The sequence below is a fragment of the Ancrocorticia populi genome (genome assembly GCF_003123745.1).
Taxonomy (GTDB): Bacteria; Actinomycetota; Actinomycetes; order Actinomycetales; family Actinomycetaceae; genus Ancrocorticia; species Ancrocorticia populi.
The window spans coordinates 392,259-417,958 of the sequence record NZ_QETB01000004.1 but is presented as its reverse complement, the minus strand read 5'-3'; the positions used below and the strand labels follow the sequence as shown (position 1 = coordinate 417,958).

The 25,700-nt window shown below is 59.1% G+C and carries 21 protein-coding genes; 4 read left to right on the top strand and 17 right to left on the bottom strand.

Annotation, left to right across the window (positions count from 1 at the left end; all coding sequences use genetic code 11):
- Window positions 1-14: 14 nt before the first annotated feature.
- The 14 genes from pgm to DD236_RS08900 all read right to left on the bottom strand — a co-directional run bounded on the left by pgm (window position 15) and on the right by DD236_RS08900 (window position 17,833).
- On the bottom strand, window positions 15-1,691 hold the full coding sequence (gene pgm / locus DD236_RS08965; RefSeq protein WP_109094016.1) for a phosphoglucomutase (alpha-D-glucose-1,6-bisphosphate-dependent): 1,677 nt from the start codon (window positions 1,689-1,691) through the stop codon (window positions 15-17).
- 194 nt (window positions 1,692-1,885) lie between these two features.
- Window positions 1,886-2,833, bottom strand: a complete 948-nt coding sequence (locus DD236_RS08960) for a glycine betaine ABC transporter substrate-binding protein (RefSeq protein ID WP_109094015.1) — start codon at window positions 2,831-2,833, stop codon at window positions 1,886-1,888.
- Between the two features lie 38 nt (window positions 2,834-2,871).
- A complete protein-coding gene (locus DD236_RS08955) occupies window positions 2,872-3,732 on the bottom strand; it encodes an ABC transporter permease (RefSeq protein ID WP_109094014.1) in 861 nt (286 codons plus the stop codon).
- Window positions 3,729-5,036, bottom strand: coding sequence for a quaternary amine ABC transporter ATP-binding protein (locus DD236_RS08950; protein ID WP_243410193.1), 1,308 nt, complete (start codon window positions 5,034-5,036; stop codon window positions 3,729-3,731). Before DD236_RS08950 ends, DD236_RS08955 begins: the two co-directional genes overlap by 4 nt.
- 472 nt (window positions 5,037-5,508) lie before the next feature.
- Window positions 5,509-6,885, bottom strand: a complete 1,377-nt coding sequence (locus tag DD236_RS08945; RefSeq protein WP_165819876.1) for a DUF2079 domain-containing protein — start codon at window positions 6,883-6,885, stop codon at window positions 5,509-5,511.
- Complete coding sequence (locus tag DD236_RS08940; RefSeq protein ID WP_109094012.1) at window positions 6,882-9,569, bottom strand: lysylphosphatidylglycerol synthase transmembrane domain-containing protein; 2,688 nt, start codon at window positions 9,567-9,569, stop codon at window positions 6,882-6,884. The genes DD236_RS08945 and DD236_RS08940 overlap by 4 nt, the downstream gene beginning before the upstream one ends.
- A gap of 25 nt (window positions 9,570-9,594) precedes the next feature.
- Entirely contained in the window at window positions 9,595-11,010 is a 1,416-nt protein-coding gene (locus DD236_RS08935; protein WP_109094011.1) for a hypothetical protein, read from the bottom strand.
- A gap of 42 nt (window positions 11,011-11,052) precedes the next feature.
- The gene (locus DD236_RS08930) at window positions 11,053-11,844 is read right to left on the bottom strand and encodes a DedA family protein (protein ID WP_109094010.1); all 792 of its coding nucleotides are present in this window, start codon (window positions 11,842-11,844) and stop codon (window positions 11,053-11,055) included.
- Between the two features lie 170 nt (window positions 11,845-12,014).
- Window positions 12,015-13,442 carry an adenylosuccinate lyase gene (gene purB / locus DD236_RS08925; RefSeq protein WP_109094009.1) on the bottom strand — a complete coding sequence of 476 codons (1,428 nt, stop codon included), beginning with the start codon at window positions 13,440-13,442 and terminating at the stop codon, window positions 12,015-12,017.
- 86 nt (window positions 13,443-13,528) lie between these two features.
- A complete protein-coding gene (locus DD236_RS08920; protein ID WP_243410191.1) occupies window positions 13,529-14,386 on the bottom strand; it encodes a fructosamine kinase family protein in 858 nt (285 codons plus the stop codon).
- Window positions 14,387-14,393: 7 nt separating this feature from the next.
- Window positions 14,394-14,774 (bottom strand): phage holin family protein, encoded by a 381-nt coding sequence (locus DD236_RS08915; RefSeq protein ID WP_109094008.1) that lies wholly within the window; start codon window positions 14,772-14,774, stop codon window positions 14,394-14,396.
- A 43-nt stretch (window positions 14,775-14,817) separates the two neighbouring features.
- The gene (locus DD236_RS08910; RefSeq protein WP_109094007.1) at window positions 14,818-15,702 is read right to left on the bottom strand and encodes an aldose-1-epimerase; all 885 of its coding nucleotides are present in this window, start codon (window positions 15,700-15,702) and stop codon (window positions 14,818-14,820) included.
- 148 nt (window positions 15,703-15,850) lie between these two features.
- Window positions 15,851-16,111 (bottom strand): hypothetical protein, encoded by a 261-nt coding sequence (locus DD236_RS08905; protein ID WP_109094006.1) that lies wholly within the window; start codon window positions 16,109-16,111, stop codon window positions 15,851-15,853.
- A 9-nt stretch (window positions 16,112-16,120) separates the two neighbouring features.
- Window positions 16,121-17,833, bottom strand: coding sequence for a sodium:solute symporter family protein (locus DD236_RS08900; RefSeq protein ID WP_207785765.1), 1,713 nt, complete (start codon window positions 17,831-17,833; stop codon window positions 16,121-16,123).
- Between the two features lie 238 nt (window positions 17,834-18,071).
- Here DD236_RS08900 and DD236_RS08895 point away from each other — a divergent pair, with 238 nt between their 5' ends.
- From DD236_RS08895 to DD236_RS08880, 4 genes are all read left to right on the top strand, one after another.
- Window positions 18,072-19,430: a galactokinase gene (locus DD236_RS08895; RefSeq protein ID WP_109094005.1), complete on the top strand. Its 1,359-nt coding sequence runs from the start codon at window positions 18,072-18,074 to the stop codon at window positions 19,428-19,430.
- A 22-nt stretch (window positions 19,431-19,452) separates the two neighbouring features.
- Window positions 19,453-20,445, top strand: a complete 993-nt coding sequence (galE, locus tag DD236_RS08890; RefSeq protein WP_109094004.1) for a UDP-glucose 4-epimerase GalE — start codon at window positions 19,453-19,455, stop codon at window positions 20,443-20,445.
- A gap of 3 nt (window positions 20,446-20,448) precedes the next feature.
- Window positions 20,449-21,969 (top strand): UDP-glucose--hexose-1-phosphate uridylyltransferase, encoded by a 1,521-nt coding sequence (locus DD236_RS08885; RefSeq protein WP_109094003.1) that lies wholly within the window; start codon window positions 20,449-20,451, stop codon window positions 21,967-21,969.
- A gap of 144 nt (window positions 21,970-22,113) precedes the next feature.
- A complete protein-coding gene (locus DD236_RS08880) occupies window positions 22,114-23,196 on the top strand; it encodes a histidinol-phosphate transaminase (RefSeq protein WP_109094002.1) in 1,083 nt (360 codons plus the stop codon).
- Window positions 23,197-23,208: 12 nt separating this feature from the next.
- Here the strand turns inward: DD236_RS08880 and DD236_RS08875 are convergent, their stop codons facing one another.
- From DD236_RS08875 to DD236_RS08865, 3 genes are all read right to left on the bottom strand, one after another.
- Window positions 23,209-24,027, bottom strand: a complete 819-nt coding sequence (locus DD236_RS08875) for a YwiC-like family protein (protein WP_109094001.1) — start codon at window positions 24,025-24,027, stop codon at window positions 23,209-23,211.
- A 104-nt stretch (window positions 24,028-24,131) separates the two neighbouring features.
- Entirely contained in the window at window positions 24,132-25,025 is an 894-nt protein-coding gene (locus tag DD236_RS08870; protein WP_109094000.1) for a prolipoprotein diacylglyceryl transferase, read from the bottom strand.
- Between the two features lie 200 nt (window positions 25,026-25,225).
- Window positions 25,226-25,699: a (deoxy)nucleoside triphosphate pyrophosphohydrolase gene (locus tag DD236_RS08865; protein ID WP_243410183.1), complete on the bottom strand. Its 474-nt coding sequence runs from the start codon at window positions 25,697-25,699 to the stop codon at window positions 25,226-25,228.
- Window position 25,700 lies beyond the last annotated feature (1 nt).

Sequence of the window (25,700 nt, the reverse complement as noted above, 5' to 3'; positions counted from 1 at the left end):
TTCGAGATTGCGCGCTAGCTGTTCAAAGCTGAGGCAACAACGGCCTTCGCTTCTTCCTGAACTTGCGCGAGGTGATCGGCTCCCTTAAAGGATTCCCCGTAAATCTTATACACATCCTCGGTGCCCGAGGGCCGTGCGGCGAACCACGCGTTTTCCGTAACAACCTTCAGTCCGCCGATCTTGGCGTTATTTCCGGGCGCGTTGACCAGCTTGTCCGTGATCGTTTCACCGGCGAGTTCCGTGGCTGTGACGTCCTCAGGACTCAAAGCACCCAGTTTCGCCTTCTCTTCCTTAGAGGCGGCCGCATCGATGCGCGCATAGGCTGAGGCTCCGTAGCGCTCCACCTGCCCCTCATGAAGCTGGGAGGGGGACTTGCCGGTTACGGCAATGATCTCGGCTGCCAGCAGATCCATGATGAGGCCATCCTTATCGGTGGTCCACACGGTTCCGTCCTTGCGGAGGAACGAACCCCCGGCCGATTCCTCGCCGCCAAATCCGATTTCGCCGGTGAGTAGCCCGGGAACAAACCACTTGAAGCCCACGGGAACCTCCACGACCTCGCGGCCGATGCCGCCAACCACCCGATTGATGAGCGAGGAGGACACGAGAGTTTTGCCCACCCCGGCGTCCTGGCCCCATCCGGGCCGATGCGTAAACAGATACTCGATAGCCACAGCCAGATAATGGTTGGGATTCATCAGCCCGCCGTCCGGAGTCACGATGCCGTGACGGTCCGAATCGGCATCGTTCCCGGTGGCAATGTCATACGGTGTGGCACCCGAGGCATCGGGGACCATCCGCTCGCGCAGCGATGCCATGGCGTAAGGAGACGAGCAGTCCATGCGGATCTTGCCGTCCCAGTCCAGGGTCATGAATGGCCAACGCGGATCCACGTCCGGGTTCACAACGGTCAAATCAATCCCGTAGCGCGAAGCGATCTCCGCCCAGTATTCAACGGAGGCACCGCCTAGAGGATCGGCGCCGATTCGTACCCCGGCCTTCCTGATCGCCTCGAAATCGATCATCGTCTCGAGTTCACTCACGTACAGCTCGCGGAAATCGAAACCCTTGACCTGTGACTTCGCTTCCTCGTAGGGAACGCGCTTAATGTTCTTCCAGCCGCTTGCCAGCAGATCGTTTGCACGCGCCGCGATCACCGAGGTGGCGTCCGTATCGGCAGGGCCGCCTGTGGGCGGGTTGTACTTGAACCCGCCATCACGCGGCGGGTTATGAGACGGGGTAATCACGATGCCGTCCGCAAGCCCCGGCCCGTCCTGGCGCAGGCCCTCGGCCGATCCCACACCGTTTGCCACCAGAATCGCGAGTGACACGGCCGGGGTTGGAGTGTAGGAACCACGCGAATCTACGCGAACATCGGCGCCATTTGCCACGAGCACCTCAACCGCCGTCTTCTCGGCTGGCCCGGAGAGCCCGTGGGTATCGCGGCCGATGAAGATGGGTCCGTCGTAGCCTTTGTCTTCCCGGTATTCCACAATCGCCTGCGTTGTGGCGGCGATGTGCGCCTCATTGAAAGCGCCGTCTAGCGAAGATCCGCGGTGTCCCGAAGTTCCGAACACGACCGCCTGAAGCGGATCGCCCGGATCGGGTTCGATGGAGTAGTAGGCGGAGAGGAGCTCATCAACATCGATGAGATCCTTCGGTTCTGCGGGAAGTCCTGCTCGTTCATTCATGGTTTAGATTGTCCCACGTCACACTCTTTCGCGCAGCTTCTGGTCCAGATCGATATAGAGTGCTGCGGGCGAAGCCCCACCTACGTACGAAAGCATACCCACGTACGCAACGTTCCGTCGTCGGCAAAAAACGAGGGGCAACCCGGGAGTCCGAAAACTCCTCAGGTTGCCCCTGACGTTGGTCGCGGTTGTACTTAGTCCGTGGCCTCGTCGGTCGCTTCATCTTCGGACGAATCTTCGGAAGAATCCGCGGAACCGCCGGTCATCTCAGCGATGTAATCGGGGTTATCGGCTGCCCACTGCTCGACGATTTCGCCGTAATTGGCGGGATCATCGTTTTCGTTCAGCATGAGGTTCTCAAGCTCGTGCAGCTTGTCGGTGTCCATGGTCCAGTTGGCCATCCACTCGGCTACCTCGGGGTTGTCCTCGCGGAACGTGGAGGAGCCGTAGGCGTTGAGGCTCTCGGCCTCACCCATGGTGCCCTCGGGATCTTCAAGATCCTTGAGATCATAGGCATCGTAGGCCCAGTGCGGGTGCCACAAGGTCACGGCAATGTTCTCGCCGTTGCCCATGGCGGTCTTCAGCTCGGACAGCATAGCTGGAGTGGAGGACGTAATGTAGTCCATGCTCTCCAAGCCGTAGGTTGGAATGGTTTCGTTCTCCATGGCCTCGGTGATACCGGCGCCGGGCTCGATGCCGATGATCTGGTTATTGAACAGATCTGCATTGTCCGCCAGCTCCTCGATCGAATCGATCGGGGCGTCTGCGTTAACGGTAACCTGCAGCGTGGCATCCTCGTTCCAGGTGCCCAGCTCATCAATATCATCGCCGTACTGCTCGATGTAGCTCTTGTGAGTGACCGGCAGCCAGACATCTAGGACGGCATCGTAATCACCCGCGGCCAGCGCGGTGAAGACGGGGCCGGGATCGGCCTGCTCGAGGTTAACTGTGTAACCTTCCTCCTCCAGCACGTACTTCCACAGGTTGGAGACAGCGATGGCCTCGTCCCAGTTGAACAGTCCGATGGTGATCTCCTTGGAGTCACCGCCGTCGGAGCCATTGTCACTACTGCTACATCCGGCTAGCACGAGGGCGGCTGCTGCGCCGATCGCAAGGGTGCCAGCGCCAATTCGTTTCTTCATGGTGTTTCCCCTTCTTTGTTTTGTCTTCAAGTTCGTGTTTAGGCTGCTGCCTTTTCGGCCTTGGCCTTGGAGCGTTCGCGGTTACCGAATCCGCTCGTGACGCGGTCTAGGATCATGGCGATCACAACAACGGCAGTTCCGGCTTCGAAGCCGAGCCCAACGTCAACGCGGTTCAGGCTGGTGACCACATCGGATCCAAGTCCGCCTGCACCCACCATACCGGCGATAACAACCATGGACAGCGAGAGCATGATGACCTGATTGACTCCGGCCATGATGCTGGGCATAGCCAGCGGTAGCTGAATCTGCCGGAGCACGCGTCCCGGGGTGGAGCCGAAGGCGTAACCCGCCTCCACAACTTCCTTATCCACGTTACGAATACCAAGTTCGGTGAGGCGCACACCGGGTGCCATCGAGAAGATGATCGTTGCCACCATCCCTGGTACAACGCCAATACGGAACAGCATGAGCGCCGGGATCAGGTACACCATCGCGGGCATGGTCTGGAGGAAATCGAGGATCGGCCGGATCACGGCGGATGCTCGGTTGCTCTTCGCCGCCCAGATGCCCGTGGGGATGGCGATCAGAAGGGCGATGAGGCTGGCGAGGAGCACGAGGGACAGGGTGGACATCGCGTTTTCCCACTGGTCCAACGCCACGATGAGCACAAGCCCGATGGCCGAGCCAATCGCGAGCTTCCAGCCCTTCGAGAAGTAGGCAAGAACTGCCACCACAATGACGATCACCCAGAATGGCGGTGAAGTAAGCACCTGCTCCAGGCCGTCGTACATCGCTGCCATGACCATGCGGAGGAAATCGAAGAATGCCCCGGCCACGTCAATGAGCCAGTCAATGAAATCGCTGATCCAGTTACCAAGAGGTATACGGAAATCACTCATGAACGGGCCTCCTTATCGGACGAGCCATTGAGAGTGGCATCAAGTACTTCAACGGGAACCATTTGTTGCGGTGAAATTGTGAGATCCTCTTCTGCATCGCTGTTGGCTAGTGCGGCAAGCAGGGTGATGCGTGGGATAACGCCGAGGAGGCGATCGTTTTCGCCCACCACGGCAATGGGAAGACGTGAATGGATGGTGATCTCGAACAGATCCGCGATGTACTGGTCAAGAGATGCCGTGGCCGGCAAGGGCTTCAGGATAGAGGAGATATCGGTGTTCCCGGCGCGTACGGCCCGGAGAACGTCCTGATCTTCGACGTAACCAACAACCTTACGGCCATGAGTCACCACGAAAACAGTGGGAGTTTGGAGGTCTCGCATCACGCGTAGGGCGCCACGTGGGCCGCTAGAGGCGCGTACCACAGCGCGGGGATCTTCCATCACGTCCTTGGCGGTCAAAACCTTGGCGCGATCAACGTCCTGCACGAACTTCGCCACGTAATCGTTGGCGGGATCCGTGAGGATATCGTTGGGCGTGCCAACCTGGACGATCTCGCCGTCGCGCATCACGGCGATGCGATCTCCCACGAACATCGCTTCGTTCAGATCGTGGGTAATAAAGATGATGGTCTTCTCAAGCTCTTCCTGAAGCTCCACGAGGAGTTCCTGCATCTCGCGGCGGATGAGCGGATCGAGTGCGGAGAACGCCTCGTCCATCAGGAGGATCTCGTTATCCGCGGTGAAGGCGCGGGCAAGCCCCACGCGCTGCTGCATACCGCCGGACAGCTCGCCTGGAAGGTTGTCTTCCCAGCCGGAAAGGCCAACGCGATCGATCCACTTCTGGGCGCGCTCCTTGCGTTCGGCTTCCTTAACGCCGCCGATCTCCAAACCGTAGGCCACGTTGTCGATAACGCTGCGGTGAGGGAGCAGTGCGAAGTGCTGGAACACCATGGACATGCGGTCACGGCGGAGTTCGCGAAGGGAATCTCCCTCGAGCCCGTTAACTTCCGTCCCGTAAATCTTGACTGAACCCCGCGTGATGGGATTCAGTCCGTTAAGCATACGGATCAGCGTGGATTTGCCTGAGCCCGAAAGGCCCATCACAACGAAGATCTCTCCGTGTTTAACTTCAAAGTTTGCGTCAATAACCGCGGCCGTACCGAGGTTTTGAAGGTCTGAGCGGGATTTCCCTGCGTCAAGGCCCTTGAGGACTTCACCGGGGCGCCGGCTGAAGACCTTATAGAGGTTGGACACTTCGACAGCGTTTTCTGCGCTCGCCGAAGTGGCGGAATGATCAATGCTCACATGTACTCCTTGCGTGTACAAGGCTGGACCTGCCTAAAAGCCCGGGTTCAGTGTGTAGGGCAAATACCCTCCTGCGAGCAACCATCGGGGCCGCTCAAGCATCACACTCAACCATACGCTCGCTGGACTCCAGCTACCTTTCCGCTCCCTCAAGTCGAAAAGCAACACCAGCGATCGCGGGCTAAACGTCTTGGCGTCAAACGCCATTCACTGAACCTAGCAACGATCTAGCCATCCCGCAAGGAATTTTGTGCTTTCTGTGCGCCTGCGCTCATTTTGTAATAATGCATTTTCGCCCGGAATAATTCGCTGAGAAGGATCACAAATTCCGCTGAATCAAGCGAATATTAGAGGGTTTCGAGTTCGTTCCCTTGTCAAACTTGGGCCGGGTATATAGGTAATTGTGACATTGTTCGATCTCAGCGTATTGACCAAGCTGTGACCATCCCGTTATCTGGCGATTATGTTTTGCTCACTGGGTCAATAGATCGATTCGCTCCAGTACAGTAAAGCCCGATTGGTCATACACAATCTTCCACGTTCCACCAAACTTCTTGCTAGCCCATTCCTCCGGGTGCTGCGAATGGGCACTGTGCCCGGGGCTGATGACTGCCGTATCAACCGTGGCATCGCCCACAGTTCCCTCCCAGTACAGCGTATTGCCGGGCACAAGGTAGGCAAGCATCCGGAAATCAGAAACTACGCGGGCATTATCCCGAACGGCATTGACGGCACCCTCGCCCGCACGCTGGTCCAGAACGTAGTAGTTTCCGCGAACGTACGAACCAACGGGGCCCGTCCACGCCATAGCGAGGCTGGTGAGGAGGCTGAGCGAGATTCCGAGGGCGCCGAGGGTACGTGGTGGGATCTTTAGGGACGACGACGAACTCAACCCGTCAATCAAACTCACCGCGGCAATCGGCATGAGGATGGCCGAATAATGCCACTCCCAACCCCAATAGTAGGGAACGTTTCCGGCGAAACGCCACAGGAGGGTGGGGATCATGAGGAGCATCAGAGGGCTACGGATACCTATGATTCCGGCGCTTGCCAACAACAGGGCTAGAGTGACGTACTTTTCCGCCGGGGCAAAGAAGCTGGTCTCGGATAGCCGCCCGGTGTAATCCCACACCCCACCGGGATTGAGGAGGGGCAGGATGATCCAGATGGACGCCACAAACCAGAAGAACCCCCAGCAGATCATGAGCCAGCCGTTGCGGGCTTGGCGCGAGGTCAGAGACTTCTTGAGGGACGCAAAAGATCGCCGCGGTGCTGCCTGCCCCCACGTGCTGAGAAGCATAACGAAGCCGAATGCGGCTACCGTCAGGCCCAGATCCTCTTTGACGAACGCCAGCAGACCAATCTCTATGTAGGCACGCTTCCTCCCCTCAATCCAGTGCACCAGCCCGAACGCAAGGAGAGGTACCGCGAACGCTATCTCGTGGAACTGGGCGGCGATCGCCTCCAGTAAACCCCAGCTCAGGGCGTAGGACACCCCGAGGGCAGCACCCCACCCGGCGCCGAACTTCTGAGATGCGAGGCGTGTGATCGGGACCGATGACCACGCGAAGAGGAGATTCTGAAGGATGAGGAGAGTCAGGCCCGAGGGAAACAAACGAAAGACTGGGCCTAGCAGGATGAGGATCGGATGGAAGTGATCCCCGAGCAGGTTGTAACCAGGGCCCTTGATGTCCACGATGGGCGCGTTGAAGTGGGCGTACTGGTTAGCGAGCTGGGTGAAGATCCCTAGATCCCATGATGGTGAGATGAATCCATTCCACTGGGTAACAGAGAATGAGCAGTACAGAGCCGCGGCTAGGGCTGCGATTATCCACGGGATTCGCTTCACACGATGTTCTTTTTCTGGCAGTGCCGTAGGGCGAACCAGCCGATCGGAATCCTGATCCAGAACGTCACGAGGCGGAACAGAATGGCAGTGGACAGAGCAACGGAGGCGGGGATCCCGGCAAGGGTGAGCCCGCCGGTTAGCGCGGCCTCAACGGGGCCGATGCCGCCGGGGGAGGGTACAACCGCTCCAACGGAATTGGAGACCAGATAGGTGATGGCAAGGGTTACAACGGGCAGGGAATACCCGAACGCTGCCAGCGCCCCACCGAAGGCGGCAACGAAAGCCGCCGATTGGATGAGAGAACCAATGAAGCCGTAGATCATGCGGGCCGGATGAGTTCCCAACCACACGAGGCGTGGCCAAATTTGATCAATCGTTGGCTTGATCTTGGAGATGACCCAGCGCCGCAGTGGCTTGACGAAGAAGATGATAGCCGCGGCGAGGATGATGGCAAGCACCACCAGCATGACCGTTCCTGTTGGCACCTGGAAGGATGAGAGGTTCCCCGTAGCTAATCCGAGCAGTAACAGCAGGGCAACCGTGGTGACGAACTGTGCTACCTGCACCAAGCTCACCGTCGCCACAGCAACCGGTACTGAAACCTTGCGCTTTTGGAGATAGCGGAGATTGAATGCCGCGGGCCCGATGCCAGCCGGGGCAACCAGAGCCACAATAGATGCCGCTATTTGAACAACGATCGTCTGTCCGAGTGGGAGATTCTCCGCCGTGTAGGCCTTCAGGGTGATGGCCGCACCAACGTAGGTAAACAGGCCCACAATAAAAGCGAAGATCATCCAGCCGGGGACGGCCTGCGATACGGTTTCGCGGAGTTCATCGAAGTTGATGGAGCCCACCAAGAGGTAGATCGCAACAACGGCGATTGAAACCGTCAGTACTGTCCGCGGTGCGAAGCGTTGCAACTTCATCGGCTCAACGTCGCCCACCTCAGGCACCGTCTCCACCAGCGCATCACGCAGGGACTGTAGTTCCTTACGGCTGGAGAGCTCCGAACCGGTGCTGCTGGGAAGAATAGCCTTTTGAAGGATGGGCGCGATGGTGACTAGCTGGTCAAGCGGCAGGCACCGGCGCGCTGAGGCGAGCGCTCTGTACGATCCCACGTGAACGGCCATCATGGCCAGCGCCTGAGCCATATCCACACGGCGGCCCACTTCATTCGCGGCGATCGATCCGCTCTGCCAATGAACGAGGTGGATATCGTCTCCGTGCAGGGCCACAGTATTTGCGTGGATATCACCGTGGCATAAGCCGCGGCTATGTGCATCTTGGAGGAGTCCCCAGAGAGAATCGAGGGCATCATCGGGCACTTCGTCCGGAGGAACGTCCCTGAGGGCGCGCGCCCCAGACTGCTCGAAGGCGGCGGCAAACGACTGCTCGGTAGAAGCTACACGCAGGTGACGATTGGGGCATACGTTGGCCTCAGTGGCGGCCAACTCCATAAGGGCCATTTGATCGGCCGATGCCTTCAGCGTCCGCTCCGAGCGCCTAGTGGAGGTGGTAAGAATGATCCGGTTCCACAGTGAGGACAGCACGCCAACGATGTGCTGATCGGCGTCCAATAAGGAGAGCTGGTAAGCCCTAGCATCCTCGCCAATAACTAGGTAGTTACGTGAGGCCTGTGAGTTCAGAAGCGGATGGTGTTCCGCCAGCAACCCATCGCGGATCTGCAATGCATCGGCCTGATCATCGAGAGTAAGCGTGTTGGGCTGGGGATTGTCCGAGAGCGTTGCCAGTTCCTCCGCGGTGGGGATCTCACCCGTTACCGTTGGTTCGGGTTGGAGGGTGAGCGGTTCGTCGTCGTTATTATCTAAATCCTGCCCAGCTTTCTGGACGATCGAACGCAACTGGGACAAACCGTATCGATCCACGTAACCCAGTGGGGCTTGGCCGCGGGCGTTCCACACCTTGAGATCGTATTCGTCCGGGATTTCATCGATGCGAACAATCTGGGCAGCGTCAATACCGGCGCGCCGTATCAAGTTCACTAGGACGATCCCGGTGCTGCGATCGGGAGTATCCCCTGAAATATAGCGGGCCATCTGGCCGCAGAACGTTCCCAAAAGGACTGTGATGAGCGCACCTGGGAGGGTTTGATTACCCTGAAGAACGGAGATCACGAGCGCGACGTAAAGAAGGGGCCAACCCCAAGTGGTGGTTTTGGAGTTTTTGCGAGAGCCCGCAACCGTCAGCAGTGCGGAGATCACGGATACGTAGGGTAGAAGACTGATGTAGGACTGTTCATCCAGAGAATCTAGGAGCTGGCCCGTGATGGGGGAGAGCGGGAAGTAGCTTTGGAACAGCCAGAGCACCGCGTAGGAGATAGCGACTGCGGATACGGCCGCCAAAATCGCAGTGATCAGACTGCGCCAGCGCCGATGCCAGATGAGATCGGCGGCCACGATCAATGGGATAGCGAAGCTGAGCAAGCCCTCCAAGACGTTCACCGGCATGAACAGGATGGCTTCGATGATGTCCGAGGTGGCGGTGCGAACGTCTCGGGTCACTGCCAACGTAGTGGCGGCACCATACACCGCAAGGAACATAACAAAGGCGATGGCAAGAAGTGAGATGACGGCGGACACAAGATCGCGTGGATGGCGGACCCACCGAATCTCTTCGTCAACAAGCAGCACGTCGTGGCGCGAAAAACGTGGTCCACTCGCCATCGCGTGATCCTCCCTCGAATGTTGCCTAGTTCTGTGAATCCTGCCGATCCTCTAGCCGCCTATTTAACCACTCCGGGATGTGTGCGTCAGTACGCGGGAACGCTTTGAGATCTTCCCGCCATACGTTCGCCGGAACCTGTTTGGCCCAACGCGGCTCCATATCCCTATTCGCGGCCAGATTCGCCTGCCCGTCCGGCTTGAATTCCAGCGTAAACACGTAGGGCGCTCCCACCTCTTCCTCATAAGAGATCTTCTTGATCTGGCTCATATAGTGGAGCACCGATGTGGGTAGCAGTTTGAGGGTGACTGCCTGCCCGGTATCCTCGCCGTTTTCTCCGTTTTCTCCGGGAACCGTTGCCATCGCGGCGAAATGAGCCATCTGGCCCACGATCTGGATGTGGAGGCGGAGGGACTCCCAACCGCTGGGAGCAACGTTCGTGAGCATCGCGAGGATGTCCGCAACGAGGGCTTGAGGATCAGTGTTGTTGCGCTCGCGGGCCGCCTTCAGAGTGGCGGCCGGGCGCTGCGATACATCCCACGTCTTGGGACGGGCCTCGCGGCTGGCCTTTTCATCAATCTCATCAAAGGGAATCAAGATAGCGTTGCTGCCCTGCGCGATCCTCTTAAACCCGAGAGCGGCGGCAAACGGGGTATCAAGGATCATGCTCATGGCGTGCGCCAGAATCTTGCCAGATTCATCGCGGACCGCCCGGATGATTCGGACGGGGGCGTGCTTGTAGCGGCCCACGTCCTGATGCTCGTAGATGTTGAGGTCCGTGTGATATGCAATCCTCTTGCCCCATAGGCCGGTGGGGAGTTCTTGGAATCCCTCTTCCGCCGTGGGGGCCGATGGCGCCACCATGGTGAGGGCAACGGGTTCTCCGCTCTGCTCGTCAAGCTCCACCTCAGCAGGGAGTGCACCCCACTCACGCGTGACGATCGGGCCGATGAACTGGGAGGGAATGCAGGCCGTGAACTTGCCCGTTTTCACCGTTTCCCAGCCCCACGCGATTCCGTGGTATACGCCAAGGAGCTCTGGTTCACTTGTCCCGGGGAAGAAACGCCAGAGATGGGCGCCGGCCGTCAGGCGTGTGGGTTCGATCCACAGGAGGTCGGTAGTGACGCCGCCGCCGGCGGTGGTGCCAAACCCGGTGAAGGGGGGATTCTCAACGATCCCGCCCATGAACGCATCCGGGCTAAGCGGGCCAACGGCCTTGCGCACTTGGACGAACGGGCCGGCCGGGAGTTGAAGAATGTCTATTGGGCGATCCGCGGAGAAGGCGCGCGGATCGCAACACTGAACCGCGATCAGATCGGCAACGTCTGTGATTCCCGCGGCGGCAGCGGCATCGATGGCGAACCCGGTCACCAGATCAAGACCCGTGTTCAGGTAGGAATCGGCTTGGTTAACCGAGATGGCAAGTTGATAGGTAGTGCTCACACAATTCCCTTCAGGTATCTAGCAACTACCTTAATACGAGATTTACTCGGGGCGCTCTCCGGGCGCTGAACCCGCATCGGCAAGATTGGGGCCATAGTAGGTATCTTCCGAGTGATTGGTGTTACGGGGTTCCGCGCCAATTTCTATCCGGTGGTTGACCGGATCGCGATGCGCATTCTTTCTGAGCCGCAACACAATCCATGCCGCGAGCACGAAGATTAGGATCGCAACAACGATCTTCGTTAGCACACCAACGTATTCCTCCACCACTGCCCAGTTCGCACCCAATGCGTATCCGGCGCTGATAAGAACGGTGTTCCAAATAGCCGATCCGGTGGCGGTGAGGACGGTGAACTTTGCGAGGTTCATGCGTGTCACACCAGCGGGCAGGGAAATCAGCGAGCGGAAGATGGGGATCATTCTCCCCAAGAATACGGTCCATGAGCCGTACTTATCGAAGAATGCCTCGGTACGAACCGTGTCCTGAGGATTTACGAGCGGCAGGCTGTTCAGGATCTTTCGTGTGCGCTCGCGGCCAAGTATGGCTCCCAACCCGTAGAGGAGCCAAGCGCCTACAAGTGATCCGGCGGTGCACCACAAGATCGCCCCCATGAGAGTGAACCCCGCCCCGGCACCCGCAGAGAATCCGGTCAGCGGCAGGATCACCTCTGAAGGCAGGGGAGGGAATAGGTTCTCTAGCGCGATGAGGGCGCCCGCGCCAAATCCTCCAAGCGCGTCAATCACGGAGATTGCCCATCCCGCGATACCGCCTACGTCTCCAGTTGTTGAAGCCGTAGAGGCTGTGGAAGCCGCTGATACCGCGGCGGGGGACATGCTGGTTATAAGTGTTGTGAACAGAGCGGTCTCCTCGTGCCTTGTGAACACGAAGAGTCTGACAGCGGCATATGAGAGGAGACTGTGAAGCGAATGTGATCTTCTCGAGCCTTGAGATCAGACCTCGGGATTGCGTCAAATCCCGGGAAAACTCAGCCTTCCAGAAAAACTCAGCCTTGTAGATACGAGACCAGCTGCCCAGCCAACCCAACGTATCCGCCGGGAGTCAACTTGAGCAGCCGCGCCTCCACATCGGCCGGAATCCCGAGCTCTTTGATGAAAGCTCGCATGTCTTTTTCGGTAACCTGCCGCCCCCGCGTGAGCTCCTTGAGGCGCTCGTACGGATTGCCCATCCCGGTTGCCCCGTTGATTTCGGCGGCGCGCATGGCCTGTTGGATGGGTTCGCCCAGAACTTCCCACGCGTTATCGAGGTCGCGTGCCAGAACGGCCGGATTGGGATCAACGCCGCCGATGCCACGCCGGAGATTGTCGATCGCCAAAAGTGAATGCCCGAGTCCCACCCCGATGTTGCGCTGGGTGGTGGAATCAGTGAGATCGCGCTGAAGCCGCGACGTCACAAGTGTGGACGCCAAGGATTCAAGCAGCGCCGAAGATACCTCCAAGTTCGCCTCGGCGTTCTCGAAGCGGATGGGGTTCACCTTGTGGGGCATGGTGGAGGATCCGGTGCTCCCTTGAGCGGCGAGATTCTGATGGAAGTAATCGAGCGAGATATACGTCCAAAAGTCGGTGGCGATGTTGTGTGCGATCCGGTTGAAATGCGCCACATCGGCGTACAGGTCCGCCTGCCAATCGTGCGGCTCGATTTGAGTGGTGAGCGGATTCCACGTGAGGCCAAGCCCTTCCACGAATGAGCGCGAAACCGCCGCCCAATCGGCCTCTGGCACGGCCACCGCATGCGCCCCGAACGTTCCCGTGGCGCCGTTGATCTTTCCCAAGTACTCGGTCCCGCGAATCCGGCGAAGCTGCCGCTGCAGGCGCGAGGCGAAAACGGCCATTTCTTTGCCCAGTGTAGTGGGCGATGCCGTCTGCCCGTGGGTTCGCGAAAGCATGGGCAAGTCTGCGTTCTCCCGCGCGATCCCCGCTAGCTGGTCCGCGAGCGCGGTCGCGGCCGGTAGCCACACATTCTCGATCGCACCCTTGATCACCACGGCATAGGAGAGGTTATTGATGTCCTCGCTAGTACAGAAGATATGCACGATCTCGTGCATATGGATGAGCCCAGTATCGGCGCCGAGTTCACGGGCGGCGGCATCCAAGCGCCGCTTGAGGAAGTACTCCACGGCCTTGACGTCGTGCCGCGTTTCCGCCTCGATCTCCGCCATCTCGGCGATTTCGGCGGCCCCGAAGCTCTCAGGAATGTCGCGGAGATAGGCAACCTCGGCGGTGGTGAGTTCCGGGGCGCCGGGCAGCACATGGTTCGTGGTGAGATGGATCAGCCATTCCACCTCCACGTAGATGCGCGCCCGGTTCAGCGCGGCCTCCGAAAGATAGTCAACCAGCGGCGCGGTGACCCCGCGGTAACGGCCGTCTAGGGGTCCAAGTGCGATCGCGGGTTCTACATCTGCGAGTGCTTTCATGCCGCCATTGTTTCACGCCCCACGTGGTTCGCGGCGTCCCGTACGCACTGTGGGCGGATTTTTTACGACGACGACGTATTCTGTCCCTATCCATACATTCTCGCCACATCCACGGTCTCGCGGCCGTAGCCGCCGCCGAAGAGTGCAGCGTGAATGATGAGAATGTGAAGTGTATGCAGTCCAACCCGGTCCTGCCAGCCGTCAGCAAGCGGTGACGCTTCGTTATAGGCGGCATAGATCCGATCGGTGAACGGGGCGTTAAACACGGTGAGCTGGGCGAGGTCTGATTCGGCGTGCCCACCTTGGCAGGCCGGATCGATCAGGACGCCAATGGAATCGTGCGGATTCACGTGATCCGTGGTGCCTTCTGCTGCTTCGGCTGCCGATTCGGGCGTGGCCCACAGGATGTTTCCGGACCACAAATCGCCGTGTAGCAGCGCGGCGTCCGTCTCTACCAGCGCCGGTTGATGGGCGTCAAAGTCTCCGTCTTTCAGGCGTTCGCATACGCGCTCAATAGTGCGTGCGCCGTCAGCGTTGATGGCGCCGTTCTCACGGGCCGTTTGGAGGTAGGGGAGGATTCGATCGTCGGCGTAGAACTGTCCCCACGGGCGCGGGGGAGATCCGGGTGCTACCAGCGGTAGAGGGGCTTTGCCCATCGCCCCAGTGTTCGCGTCCAAGCCGGCCGGAGCCTGACCGAATACTCGGGACCCGCTCTCGCTAAAGGCGTGCGTGTGTGCCAGACGCCGCCCGAAGTCCTCAGCGGCGCTAGCGCTGGGCCGAGCCGTTTCGAGTTGAGCAGTTTGCAGCGAGTCTGTTCCCGTTTTGAGTAGCTTCACTACCGGGGCGCCCCCAGCCCTCGCAGCACTACCCAATTCCGCCAGCCCCGCCGCTTCGGCGGAGATCTCTCGTGTATTGCCGTGTTTGGTGAACGTTTCGGAACTCAAGGTGCCCTCAGTTTCGTTGATATTTCAGTGGCAAGAACAGATCAGCCACCACGTTGATGATGCCCACAACGATCCCGCCGATCAACGCCCACATGAAGCCATCAACGTGTATCCCCACGTTGAAGAATCCGGTGATCCACGAGGTAAGTCCAAGCATCAAGGCGTTCACCACGATGAAGAACAGGCCGAGAGTGAGTACGTAGAAAGGAATCGAGAAGATCATGACGATAGGCCGCACCAGCACGTTGACAACGGCCAGAATCACGCCCGCGAGCAGGTAATACAGCCACACATAGTCGCTTGAACCAATGAGTGTGATACCGCGGAGGAGCTCCACGCACGCCCAGAGGCCTAATGCGTTGACAAGGGAGCGAACAAGTAGCTTCATGCTCCCAGCCTAACGAGAAACCTGAGAGGAGCCTATGCCCACGTTAAGCGATTCCTTTGATGGCGTAGCTAAAGCGGTGGCTCGCCCCCGGCGCCAAAACTGTCAGTCCGTCCCCGGAGTTAAATGCGTTGGGCCCGCAACTCATGGGTTCTACCGCAACCCCGGTCCGCCCGAGCTCATCGCCCGAATACACCTGAAGCCATCGAGCATCCGAGCTGAGAATCGCGCCATGCCCGGTAGAAGGGTTACGAACCGTTACCTGCCATGTGCCCTCGGGCAGATCGGTGTACGCATCATCTAGCTGTGCCTCTCCGATCAGCCCGGAGATGTGAACGTTACCCTCAGCCTCCTGAGCGCCTATTGGAATGAGATTTTCGTTCATCACAGTAGCCGTTCTGGCAGGGATCTCCAGCTCATAGTTATCAACCAGCTCGCCGTCCAGAGCAAAATAGGGATGGGCCGCCACTCCGTAGGGAGCCGCATCGTGCCCGATGTTCGTGGTCTGCACAGTCACCGTGAGGCCGCGCCGCGAATCGAGTCCGTAGTGCACAGTGGAGCGGAGAGTCCATGGATATCCGGGACGTGGTGGCAGGAGGGCCTTAAAAGTCACCTCGGTATCGCTTATTTCGGCAACCTGCCAATCCACCCAGGCCATGAATCCGTGGAGTGCAGCGTTATGCTCCAGATCATTGATGGGTAGTTGATAATCCACGTCATCGCGGGTGAACTGCCCGGCCTCGATGCGATTCGGCCACGGGACCAGAATCTTTCCCATGAACTCCGGAGCGAACTCATCGTTGCCGTAGGTAGTCACTAGTCCGGAGCCCTTGTATGTCAGCTCCGCCAGCCCCGCACCCACGGCGACAGCCCGCGCCTCGTAGTCTCCGGCTCGTAGAATCACGTTTCTTCCTGATGCGAGATTAGACATGGCTATCCCTTTCCTTGCTTAGTTCTAGCCTACTTTGCGTTCGTTATCTTGGTGAGGGTTTGTTGAAGGCTAGGCAAGGGCGCCCCCGCCATCAGCAACCCGCGCAATGCACGGGAGAGAGGGCGGGGGCGCCGTCGTCGTTAAAAACTTACTCTCCGGTTGGGCTGGCTCCACCTTCGGGCTTGAGCCACCACCAGATTCCCATGATGAGAGAGATCGCAAGTAGCCCTAGTCCGGACCACAGGTTACCGTTGATCCCCCCGGTCTTCGCCATTTCCTCGGGGCCGGCCACAAAGGCCGCACAGATGAGGAGGAATATGCTAATAGATCCGATCGCGGCTGCGATGATGAAGCGAATATCGGTGTACTCCGATTTGATTCGCGGTGCGTTTTCAGATTGAGGTGCCATGAATTCCTCCTAGTGGAAGATAACGTTGAGGGTAATGACTGCGATACCAGCGATGATCGCCAGAGGGACCGGCCTACGCAAGAGCGGGAGCTCGTGCAGATGAGGATCCGTGCGGTACTCCTTGGGAGTTTCTGAATAGACGAATCCACGGAGCTCGGCGGATGTCTTGGCAGGGGTCCGAAGTGAAACGAGAACTGTCACTACGACGTCCACAACGAACGCAACGCCAGCGGCAACGAACGCTCCACCCTGACCCGGTAGGTTCATGACTCCGGTCCATTGCAACAGATTGATCGTGAGGGCGCCGAGTGTTCCGGCCGCGAGGCCAGTCCAACCACCAGCGGCCGTGGCTTTCTTCCAGAACATACCAATGATGAACGTGGCGAACAGCGGCGCATTGAACATGGAGAACAACTGCTGGAGGTAATCCATCAGGTTCTCGTACTGCGAGGCGATCAGAGCAGTGAAGATAGCGATCACCGAGGCGGCGAAGGTGGAGTTCCTGCCTATTTGGAGGTACTTCTTATCTGACTCATTTGGCTTCAAGTAGCGTTCGTACAGATCCACGGTGAACACCGTGTTGAACGCGGAAATGTTCGCGGCCATGCCTGCCATGAATGAGGCAAGGAGTCCGGTGATGGCCACTCCCAGCAGGCCGTTGGGCAGTACATCTCGCATAAGCAGGAGGATCGCATCGTTGTATTCGAAGGCGGCGCCGGTTGATTTCGCATTCACAACCTCGGTCACCAGAACTCCGGAAATCATGCCAGGGATAATCACGATGAAGGGAACCAGCATCTTGACGAAGGTTCCAATGATCGGAGTCTTCTGCGCCGCGGAAATCGAATCAGACGCCATCGCCCTCTGAACTTCCACGAAGTTCGTTGTCCAGTATCCAAACGAGAGCACGAAGCCGAGTCCGAACACAATTCCGATTACTGAAAGCACTGGCGAATTGAATCCTGAAAGCTCCGTGCCCGGCCAAGAATTAAGTTGTGCACCGGGATCCGTCCCAGCGTCCATCGCCATGGACGTGATCTGATCCTTCAGCGAGGACCAGCCTCCAACACGATGCAGGCCGATCAGAGTAAGGGGGAGCAGAGCTGCGATAATCACGAAGAACTGAAGGACCTCGTTGTAGATCGCGGCCGAAAGTCCTCCCAGCGCAATATAGGTAAACACGATCACGGCTGCCACAACCAAAGCCACCCACAGTGGCCAGCCAAGCAACCAGTTAATGATCTTTCCAAGAAGGAAGAGGTTGATGCCAGCAATAAGAAGCTGGGCCAATGCGAAGCTGAGCGAGTTAATGAGGTGGGCGGTCTGGCCGTACCGTTTGTACATGAACTCGGGCACTGAGCGTACCTTCGAGCCGTAATAGAACGGCATCATCACGATACCGAGGAACAGCATGGCCGGAACGGCTCCCACCCAGAAATAGTGGAATGTTGGCATGCCGTACTGGGCGCCGTTTGCGGACATACCCATGATCTCGATCGCGCCGAGGTTGGCGGATACGAAGGCAATGCCCGTAACCCAGGCGGGAATTGATCGGCCGCCGGTCAAGAAATCGTCTGAGTTCTTCGCCTTGTGTTTCATGATGAAACCAACGCCAATGACGAACGAAAAATAGATGACGATCGGTATGTAATCGAGCCACATGGCGTTGAGCAGGGTGTCATCGCCTGCCGCCGGGGCCATCGGTATGGTGGATATTAACATTCGCGCTCCTACGTTGAGCCGTGTTGTAAAACAGGCTCAGGCTATTGCGCGGAACAAGCTCGGTTTCTGGGGCCTAAGCCCTAGGCTCTTCGTGACGTGTGTCTGGTACAAAATCGAGAACACTCAGCTAGCAGGAAAAGACCCCTTTCTTTAATGATGGAAGTAAAGTGATTACAATTTCCAGATGATTACGTCACCATTTGGAGGTGTCCCCCATTTAGCCGTCTAGACGGGTGCCATGCCCTCACGCTTTGTGTTAGATTTGAACAAAGCAGCCGATTGCAACGAGGCAGGTACCCACGTGGAGCTGACGCAACTGAAGGACCAGTTAACGGATAACACATACGATGAGCGTCTCGGAGAGATCTACGGTTCAGATCCCGGTGAAATAGCCGCTGCACGAACACGCCTTGGCAGCCTGTTGGATTGGTATGGAAAGGCGTTCGGTGAGGATGCGAATAGCACGGACGTATCTCTTTACACGGCTCCCGGCCGCACTGAAATGGGTGGAAACCACACAGATCATCAGCAGGGGGCGGTTCTAGCCGGATCTGTCACGCTGGACATGGTGGCCTGCGCGGCCCCGAATGGTACGCATACGGCATGCGTCATCTCCGAAGGCTACCCGGAAATCGTGGTGAACCTAGACGAACTGGACCCCAAGCCCGAGGAGGAAGGGACCTCGCAAGCCCTCGTGCGCGGTATGGCCGCCGCGATGGCTCAGCGCGGATATTCTCCGGTGGGCTTCAACGCCGTTGTCTATTCGGCCGTCCCAGGCGGCTCGGGCCTATCCTCCTCCGCCGCATACGAGGTCCTTATAGGCGTTATTCTCAATCACATTGCCTGCGCGGACGATCTCACCGCCGCCGAAATTGCCCAAATCGGCCAGTTCGCCGAAAACACGTTCTTCGGTAAGCCCTCGGGTCTCATGGACCAGATGGGATCGGCACTTGGGGGCGTTGCCCATCTGGACTTCAAGGATCCAGCCAAGCCAGTGATCCACCCGATCCCGTTCGATATGGAAAAGACCGGGTACGCCCTGTGCATCATCGATTCGGGTGCGGATCACGCGGACCTTACCGATGATTACACCGCGATTCGCACGGAGATGAAATCTATCGCCGCCTTCTTCGGCAAGGACGTCCTCCGGGAAGTTGACCCCGCAGAATTCTGGACCCGTATTCCAGAGCTCCGAGCCACAACAAGCGATCGCGCCGTCCTTCGCGCCATGCACTTCTTCGAGGATCACGCGCGAGTGGCGCAACAAGCCGCGGCAATCGAAGAGGGCCGTTTCGGAGATTTTCTTCAACTGGTGAAGGAATCCGGCATTTCGTCTCAGACACAGCTCCAGAACCTGTATTCGGTGGGGCAGCCGTTGGAGCAGGCCGTCGTTGTCACCCAATCAGTGGCGAAACACGTACTGGACGGGCGGGGAGCAGTCCGGGTCCACGGCGGTGGCTTCGCCGGGACGGTTCAGGCGTACGTGCCCGCGGACTTTGCGGGAGAATTCAAGAAAGAAGTAGATCAAGCGATCGGACCAGACGCGTGCCATATCTTGCGCATCCGGCCCATCGGCGGCGCCGTTATCGCTGGCTGAAGGAAACGCTGAAAGGAACGTAATGGCCATTCTTGTACTAGGTGGGGCCGGCTACATCGGCTCGCATACTGTTTACTCGCTCTTAGAAGTGGGACGCGACGTTGTGGTGGTGGACAACCTGCAGACTGGATTCGCGCAGGCGGTTCACCCGAACGCCCGGTTCTACCAGGTGGATATCCGCGATACCGGGGCGCTTTCTCAGGTGTTTGATCAGGAGGAGATCGAGGGCGTGATCCACTTCGCCGCCTCCTCGCAGGTGGGCGAATCGATGGTGGACCCTCTGAAGTATTACGACAATAACGTGGGTGGGACCATCTCACTGCTCAAGGCAATGGTGAACCACGGCGTGAACAACCTCGTCTTCTCCTCCACGGCCGCCACGTACGGCGAACCGGACAGTGTCCCTATTATGGAATCCGATCGCACCGAGCCCACGAATTGCTACGGCGAAACCAAGCTCACCATGGAGAAGATGATGGCGTGGGTGGGCCGCGCACACGGGCTGCGGTCTGTAGCCTTGCGCTACTTCAACGCGGCCGGTGCCCACGAATCAGGGCTGATCGGCGAGGCTCACGGGCCCGAAACCCACCTCATCCCGCTCATCCTCCAAGTACCCAATGGCCAGCGCGAATCCATCACGGTGTTCGGGGACGATTACCCCACCCCGGACGGTACCTGCATCCGCGACTACATTCATGTGACGGACCTGGCGGAGGCGCATATGCTCGCGCTTGATTACCTTATCGATGGCGGCGAAAGCAACGTCTTTAACCTCGGTTCTGGCACCGGATTCTCCGTGAACGAGATGGTGGAGGTGGCCCGCGCGGTCACTGGCGATCCCATTCCCGTGGAGATCGCACCGCGGAGGGCGGGGGACCCGGCCCAGCTGATCGCCTCGGCCTCCAAGGCTAAGGACACACTTGGGTGGAAGCCCCGCTTCGACGATGTCCATTCCATCGTCGCCTCGGCTTGGAAGTGGCACGAGGGCCATCCCCACGGCTACGAGGAGGCATAGGCCATGGCGGATGCAAACAAACTTGTTGACCAGCTGGTGGATTACGCGATGGCGTGCGATCTTATTGCGCCCGAGGATCGCGTGTGGGCGCTCAATTCCGTCCTTGACGTCCTGAAGTTGGATTCTCACGTTGGTGGGCGGAGCGTTGAGTGTTTTGAGAATAACGACGACGTTCGCGCCCCCGGACACCTCTCCTCCATCCTTGACGCCCTGATGGACGATGCTCATGAGCGTGGGGTGTTGGAACATGATTCGATCGTGTACCGGGATCTGTTTGATACGGCGCTGATGGGACGGCTTACTCCGGCCCCTCGGGAGGTCCGGGCCAAGTTCGTTGAGCTGGCTGCCTCTGATCCACTGGCGGCTACCGATTGGTATTATCAGCTGGCTCAGGACACGAACTACATGCGCCGCGAGCGCATGGTCAAGGACATGCGGTGGCAGGCGGAAACCGATTACGGCACGTTGGACGTCACTGTCAACCTGTCCAAGCCGGAGAAGGACCCCAAGGCCATCGCGGCAGCCCGGAACCTGCCGGCCAGCGGCTACCCGCAGTGCCTGCTGTGCGTGGAGAACGAGGGCTATGCCGGGCGCGTTAATCACCCGGCGCGCCAGAACCATCGCGTTGTTCCCGTGACAATCAACGATTCCCCGTGGTACCTGCAGTATTCGCCTTATGTGTATTACAACGAGCACTGCATCGTGTTTAACCAAGAGCACACACCAATGAAGATCGATCGGGCGTGCTTTGCCAAACTATTGGACTTCGTGGGGCAGTTCCCGCATTACTTCGTCGGGTCCAACGCCGATCTACCGATCGTGGGCGGGTCCATTCTGGCGCACGATCACTTCCAGGGCGGGCACTTCGAGTTCGCCATGGAGCGCGCTCAAGTTGAGCGGGCCGTGGAGTTCGCTGGCTTTGCGGACGTGAGCGCCGGGATCGTCAAGTGGCCGATGGCCGTGATCCGGTTGTCCAGCGAAGATCCGGAGCGGCTCGTGGAGCTGGCTGATCGTATCTTGGGTGCATGGCGCGGGTACACGGATGAGGACGCCTTCATCTTTGCCGAAACCGACGGCGAACCCCACAATACGATTACGCCCATCGCACGCCGCCGCGGGGACGCCTTCGAGCTGGACCTAGTGCTGCGCAACAACATCACCACCGAAGAACATCCGATGGGCGTATACCATCCACACGCCGAACTCCATCACATCAAGAAGGAGAACATCGGGCTTATTGAGGTGATGGGACTGGCCGTGCTGCCCGCGCGCCTCAAGGAGGAGCTGGCCGCAGTGGGTGCCCACCTTGGCGCTGGCGAAGACCTGCGGGCCGATCCACTCACCGAGGCCCACGCGGACTGGGCAGAGGGCTTCGCCGATCGGGTAACACCCGAGAACGCGGATGCCATCGTGGCTGAGGAGACCGGCAAGGTGTTCGCCCAAGTGCTCGAGCATGCGGGTGTGTATGGCCGTGATGAGGAGGGGCAGGCCGCGTTCCTCAGGTTCATCGAGTCGGTTCATTAGTGCCCCAGTACGCCAGTACCCTGGGTCTGCGTCAAGTCCCGAGTTTAAACCCCGGGTCTGCGTCAATTCTCGGTGTTGATTGCCCGTTGCTGTCAAAACCTGCCCCAAGTTCCCTCAAAGGGCTAAAAGCGGCAAACTAGAGACATGGAAAACTCGCAGATGTGGTTCCGTCCCGAAGTGCTCGCTCTCCCCTCGTACGTTCCCGGGAAGAAGCCGAGTGACCCTAGCATTATCAAGCTGGCATCGAACGAGACTCCGTTCCCAACGCTCCCGCAGGTGGAGGCGGCGATCGCGGGTGCAGCTGGCAACCTGAACCGGTACCCGGACATGTTCGCTACCGATCTGGTGGCTGATCTGGCCGCTTTCCACGAGTGGCCGGACGCCGGGATCGTGGTGGGCAATGGCTCCACCGCGCTCATAGAGAAGTTCCTGCAGGCGGTCGTGGACCCTGAAGGCGAGGTTGTGCTCCCGTGGCGGTCCTTCGAGGCGTACCCGATTGCGATCCAAGCCGCCGGTGGCATCGGAGTGCAGGTGCCGCTCACACGCGAGGGTGCTCATGACCTGCGGGGCATGCTCAAGGCGATCACTCCGCGAACGCGCGCGATCTTGGTCTGCTCACCGAACAACCCGACCGGGGTGGCGATCACACATACGGAGTTGGCGGCGTTCCTCAGCGAAGTGCCGGTGGAGATTCCGGTGTTGCTGGACGAGGCCTACATTAACTTCGTAGATATGCCGGACCGGGTGGATTCGCTCGCACTGCTGCGCCAGCACCGGAACCTCATTGTGCTGCGTACGTTCTCCAAGGCATATGGGATGGCTGGGATGAGATGCGGGTACGCGCTCGCCCATGCGGACATGGCGGCGGGGTTGCGCGCTATCGCGACTCCCTTCGGCGTAAACGCTCTGGCTCAGGTGGCGGCTCAGGCGGCGCTGGGCTCACAGCAGCTGGTCAACCAACAGGTGGATTCCCTGTTGGGGGAGCGCGATCGGGTTGCCTCCGCTCTGGCCGCTCAGGGCTGGAACGTGCCCGTGAGTCAATCGAACTTCTTGTGGTTCGAGTTCGGGGATCTGAGCAAGCGCTTCGAAGAGCTGTGCGCCGAAGCGGGTATCACTGTGCGCCGGTTCGGAAACGAGGGAGTGCGCGTGACGATTGCCGAGCGCGAAGGCTCCGTCCGCCTCATGCGGGCGCTTGACATGTTCCGCGAGCAGTTGCGCGAGGATTAGGCGGGGTATCTCCTAGAGTAGGAGAGTGATCGTTACCAGAATCGACGTTGCAACCTCTAGGAAGCCGATCTGCGTGACGGTTAAGCCGCCGCCCGTACGCCGCGCCAGTGGCACCAGCACCGCGCGAATCACGAGGAATGCCCAAACGGCCACGTGCCACCAACTCACATAGCTGGTGAGGCCCGCCAGCGCGGAGATGCCAACGCACCACGCTCCGTGCCAGATGATCGAAGCCGCGAGGAAGCCGTTAGATCGGCGCTCGCGGATATTGGTTTTCACGTAGAAGACAGTGCCGGCGAAGTAGCCGAAGAGGAGAGCTGTCTGGATCCAGATCGCAGGGGTGGCGCTCCAGCCGGCTGCCCCGTCTGTGGCCACGTCCCACGAGACCGGCAGAAGCAGGCAGGCCGCAATAACCGTGTCTAGTCCCGAACCGAGGTTGCGTTCCCTGCGCCGGTAGGCGGCCCACCCGGCGGCAAGGACCAAGGGGATAAAGGCCGGTACCCATTGCCACAGGTACGGCGCGGCAGCGGCCGTGACAATGCCTAGCACCCCGGCCGCCACGCCGTACAGGAAGACAGGGGGCCGATACCGCGCCTTGAACCCGGATTTCAGCCATAGGGTCCCGGCAAAGAATAGGAAATATCCGATCCACCAGAACGCGAGGAGCGCGGCATGCGCGGGCCGGAACCCGCCCTCAATGATTCCCACGATGGGAGGGATTGTGATCATCGCCCATGCGCCGTGATAATTCGGCACCCAGCCGGGCTGTCGCTTACGACGCTTCTTTCGAGGCCGCGTATTCGCGGCTACTTCGTGGGAAGAAGTGGGCATAGACCCACCCTATACCCCCGGGCCAGTCTGGTGGGCGTCGCTAAGTCCTAATTGCTGCGCGCGTTCGAACGGCTACCGGGGTGCAGTGTCAGCCGCGTAGCACTCTAGAAAGTCCGATCGGACGCCCGCTTGAGCTGGAAACCGTTGCCTGTCAGCTCGTTCCAGCAGGTGGTTCCCTCATATTGTTCGATGGTGCACGCGAAACCGTTGTGGCTCACCGGGGTGCCGTAATCGATGATGTTGTTGGCATTGAGTTCTTCCTTGCAGCTCGCGTCAACATCGCCGCTTTCGTTCACCCGATACGTGGCAGTTTTTCCTTCACACCCGTCGGGAGAGGGATAGTCGTAAACGTAGATGGAGCAGGCAACGTCTTCATCCCCAAAAACGCACCGGACGTTTTCTGCGGGAGAGGTGAACTCGGTGACATCCGAGGCGTCATCGGGCGCGGGCTTGGCTAGTGTGACCCAATCATTGGATGAAACAAGTGTGGCCAGCGATTCTGGAACGTCAGCGTCACCGAACGCATTACGGATGTCAACCGTGTACTCGGCCCCGCATTCCTTGCTCAGTGCAGTGAGAGCATCCTCTATGAGTGCCTCGTCATCGGCAGAATCGGACGCATTGGCAAGCGTCACGATCGATTGTGCGGCTCCGGACGCGGAATCGCATGCCGGCGAGCTTGCCAGATCGCTGACCGTCTGGCGAGCATCCTCCGCCGGATCGGCGCTAGCCTCTTCTGTTGGGTCCGAATCCGTGGTGGCGGCCTGAGAGGTGGCGGTTGGCTCCGGCTGTTCGATGTTCGCGGCACCAGCGGTTGTCCGGAAGACCTTGAGGTAGAAGATCACCGAGAGGCTGATGATAAGCACTACGCCCGCGAAGATGAGGAAGTACAGCGCAGAGCGGGATGGTGTGGCGTTGTCTTGAGAGGCGCCGGCGCCGTTACTCTGTTGTTGCGGCCATTCACCATTAAAAGGCTGCTCACCATTGGGCGTGGACATCAAGCCTTCTTCCGTTTTCTACTAGTTGGACCTCGCTACGCTAGCGGAAGTGCGTGCAACCAACATATTGGGTGGAACACATCTTGCGCAAACGCAACCGAATTGTTACTTGCGGTAGTTTTACCCGATCGGGGGTTTTTGCCGACGACGGAATTCGCAGCCGTTACGAAACCAACGTTTTTCGGGGCTCGCGGAGATTCTTAGGAAAACCGGGCGAGTAATTTGGGAATTATCTGAAGGTCTCCGGTAAGCCACGGGAGTGCGGCGATGGAATCGCGTGGCACCCAACGTAGCTCGCGGTGGCTCGACCGGGCGGAGGGTGCCGGTGATTCCGGGGAGATTTCGGCCAGCCATACGCGCATACGGCCAACGGGGATTGACCAATCCCCGGATGTGCCGGCTGAAGTTGTGATTGACGCTAGCCCTGTAGCTGGGGCGAGGATGCGAGGTCCCAGAATCAGTGCTGCGCCCAACTCTTCGCGGATTTCGCGGTGGAGCGCCTCCTCGGGCACTTCTCCGGGTTCCACCTTGCCGCCAGGGAACTCCCATTGGCCCGCGAGCGCATCGGGATACGAGCGCTGGGCGGCGAGGAGCTGTGTTGGGTTAGTGAGTGAATCGACGATCGCTGCCCCAACAACAAATACGGCCATGGTTTCTCCGTTCTCTATGCGCATG

What these genes read in the sequence shown, in the direction of transcription:
- DD236_RS08870 (WP_109094000.1), bottom strand. Translation starts at nt 25,025, where the DNA reads ATGTCCACGCCCAATGGTGAGCAGCCTTTTAATGGTGAATGGCCGCAA.
- DD236_RS08895 (WP_109094005.1), top strand. Translation starts at nt 18,072, where the DNA reads ATGCCCTCACGCTTTGTGTTAGATTTGAACAAAGCAGCCGATTGCAAC.
- DD236_RS08880 (WP_109094002.1), top strand. Translation starts at nt 22,114, where the DNA reads ATGGAAAACTCGCAGATGTGGTTCCGTCCCGAAGTGCTCGCTCTCCCC.
- DD236_RS08915 (WP_109094008.1), bottom strand. Translation starts at nt 14,774, where the DNA reads ATGAAGCTACTTGTTCGCTCCCTTGTCAACGCATTAGGCCTCTGGGCG.
- DD236_RS08955 (WP_109094014.1), bottom strand. Translation starts at nt 3,732, where the DNA reads ATGAGTGATTTCCGTATACCTCTTGGTAACTGGATCAGCGATTTCATT.
- DD236_RS08940 (WP_109094012.1), bottom strand. Translation starts at nt 9,569, where the DNA reads ATGGCGAGTGGACCACGTTTTTCGCGCCACGACGTGCTGCTTGTTGAC.
- DD236_RS08900 (WP_207785765.1), bottom strand. Translation starts at nt 17,833, where the DNA reads ATGTTAATATCCACCATACCGATGGCCCCGGCGGCAGGCGATGACACC.
- DD236_RS08885 (WP_109094003.1), top strand. Translation starts at nt 20,449, where the DNA reads ATGGCGGATGCAAACAAACTTGTTGACCAGCTGGTGGATTACGCGATG.
- DD236_RS08865 (WP_243410183.1), bottom strand. Translation starts at nt 25,699, where the DNA reads ATGCGCATAGAGAACGGAGAAACCATGGCCGTATTTGTTGTTGGGGCA.
- DD236_RS08930 (WP_109094010.1), bottom strand. Translation starts at nt 11,844, where the DNA reads ATGTCCCCCGCCGCGGTATCAGCGGCTTCCACAGCCTCTACGGCTTCA.
- DD236_RS08910 (WP_109094007.1), bottom strand. Translation starts at nt 15,702, where the DNA reads ATGTCTAATCTCGCATCAGGAAGAAACGTGATTCTACGAGCCGGAGAC.
- DD236_RS08875 (WP_109094001.1), bottom strand. Translation starts at nt 24,027, where the DNA reads ATGCCCACTTCTTCCCACGAAGTAGCCGCGAATACGCGGCCTCGAAAG.
- pgm (WP_109094016.1), bottom strand. Translation starts at nt 1,691, where the DNA reads ATGAATGAACGAGCAGGACTTCCCGCAGAACCGAAGGATCTCATCGAT.
- galE (WP_109094004.1), top strand. Translation starts at nt 19,453, where the DNA reads ATGGCCATTCTTGTACTAGGTGGGGCCGGCTACATCGGCTCGCATACT.
- DD236_RS08960 (WP_109094015.1), bottom strand. Translation starts at nt 2,833, where the DNA reads ATGAAGAAACGAATTGGCGCTGGCACCCTTGCGATCGGCGCAGCAGCC.
- DD236_RS08905 (WP_109094006.1), bottom strand. Translation starts at nt 16,111, where the DNA reads ATGGCACCTCAATCTGAAAACGCACCGCGAATCAAATCGGAGTACACC.
- purB (WP_109094009.1), bottom strand. Translation starts at nt 13,442, where the DNA reads ATGAAAGCACTCGCAGATGTAGAACCCGCGATCGCACTTGGACCCCTA.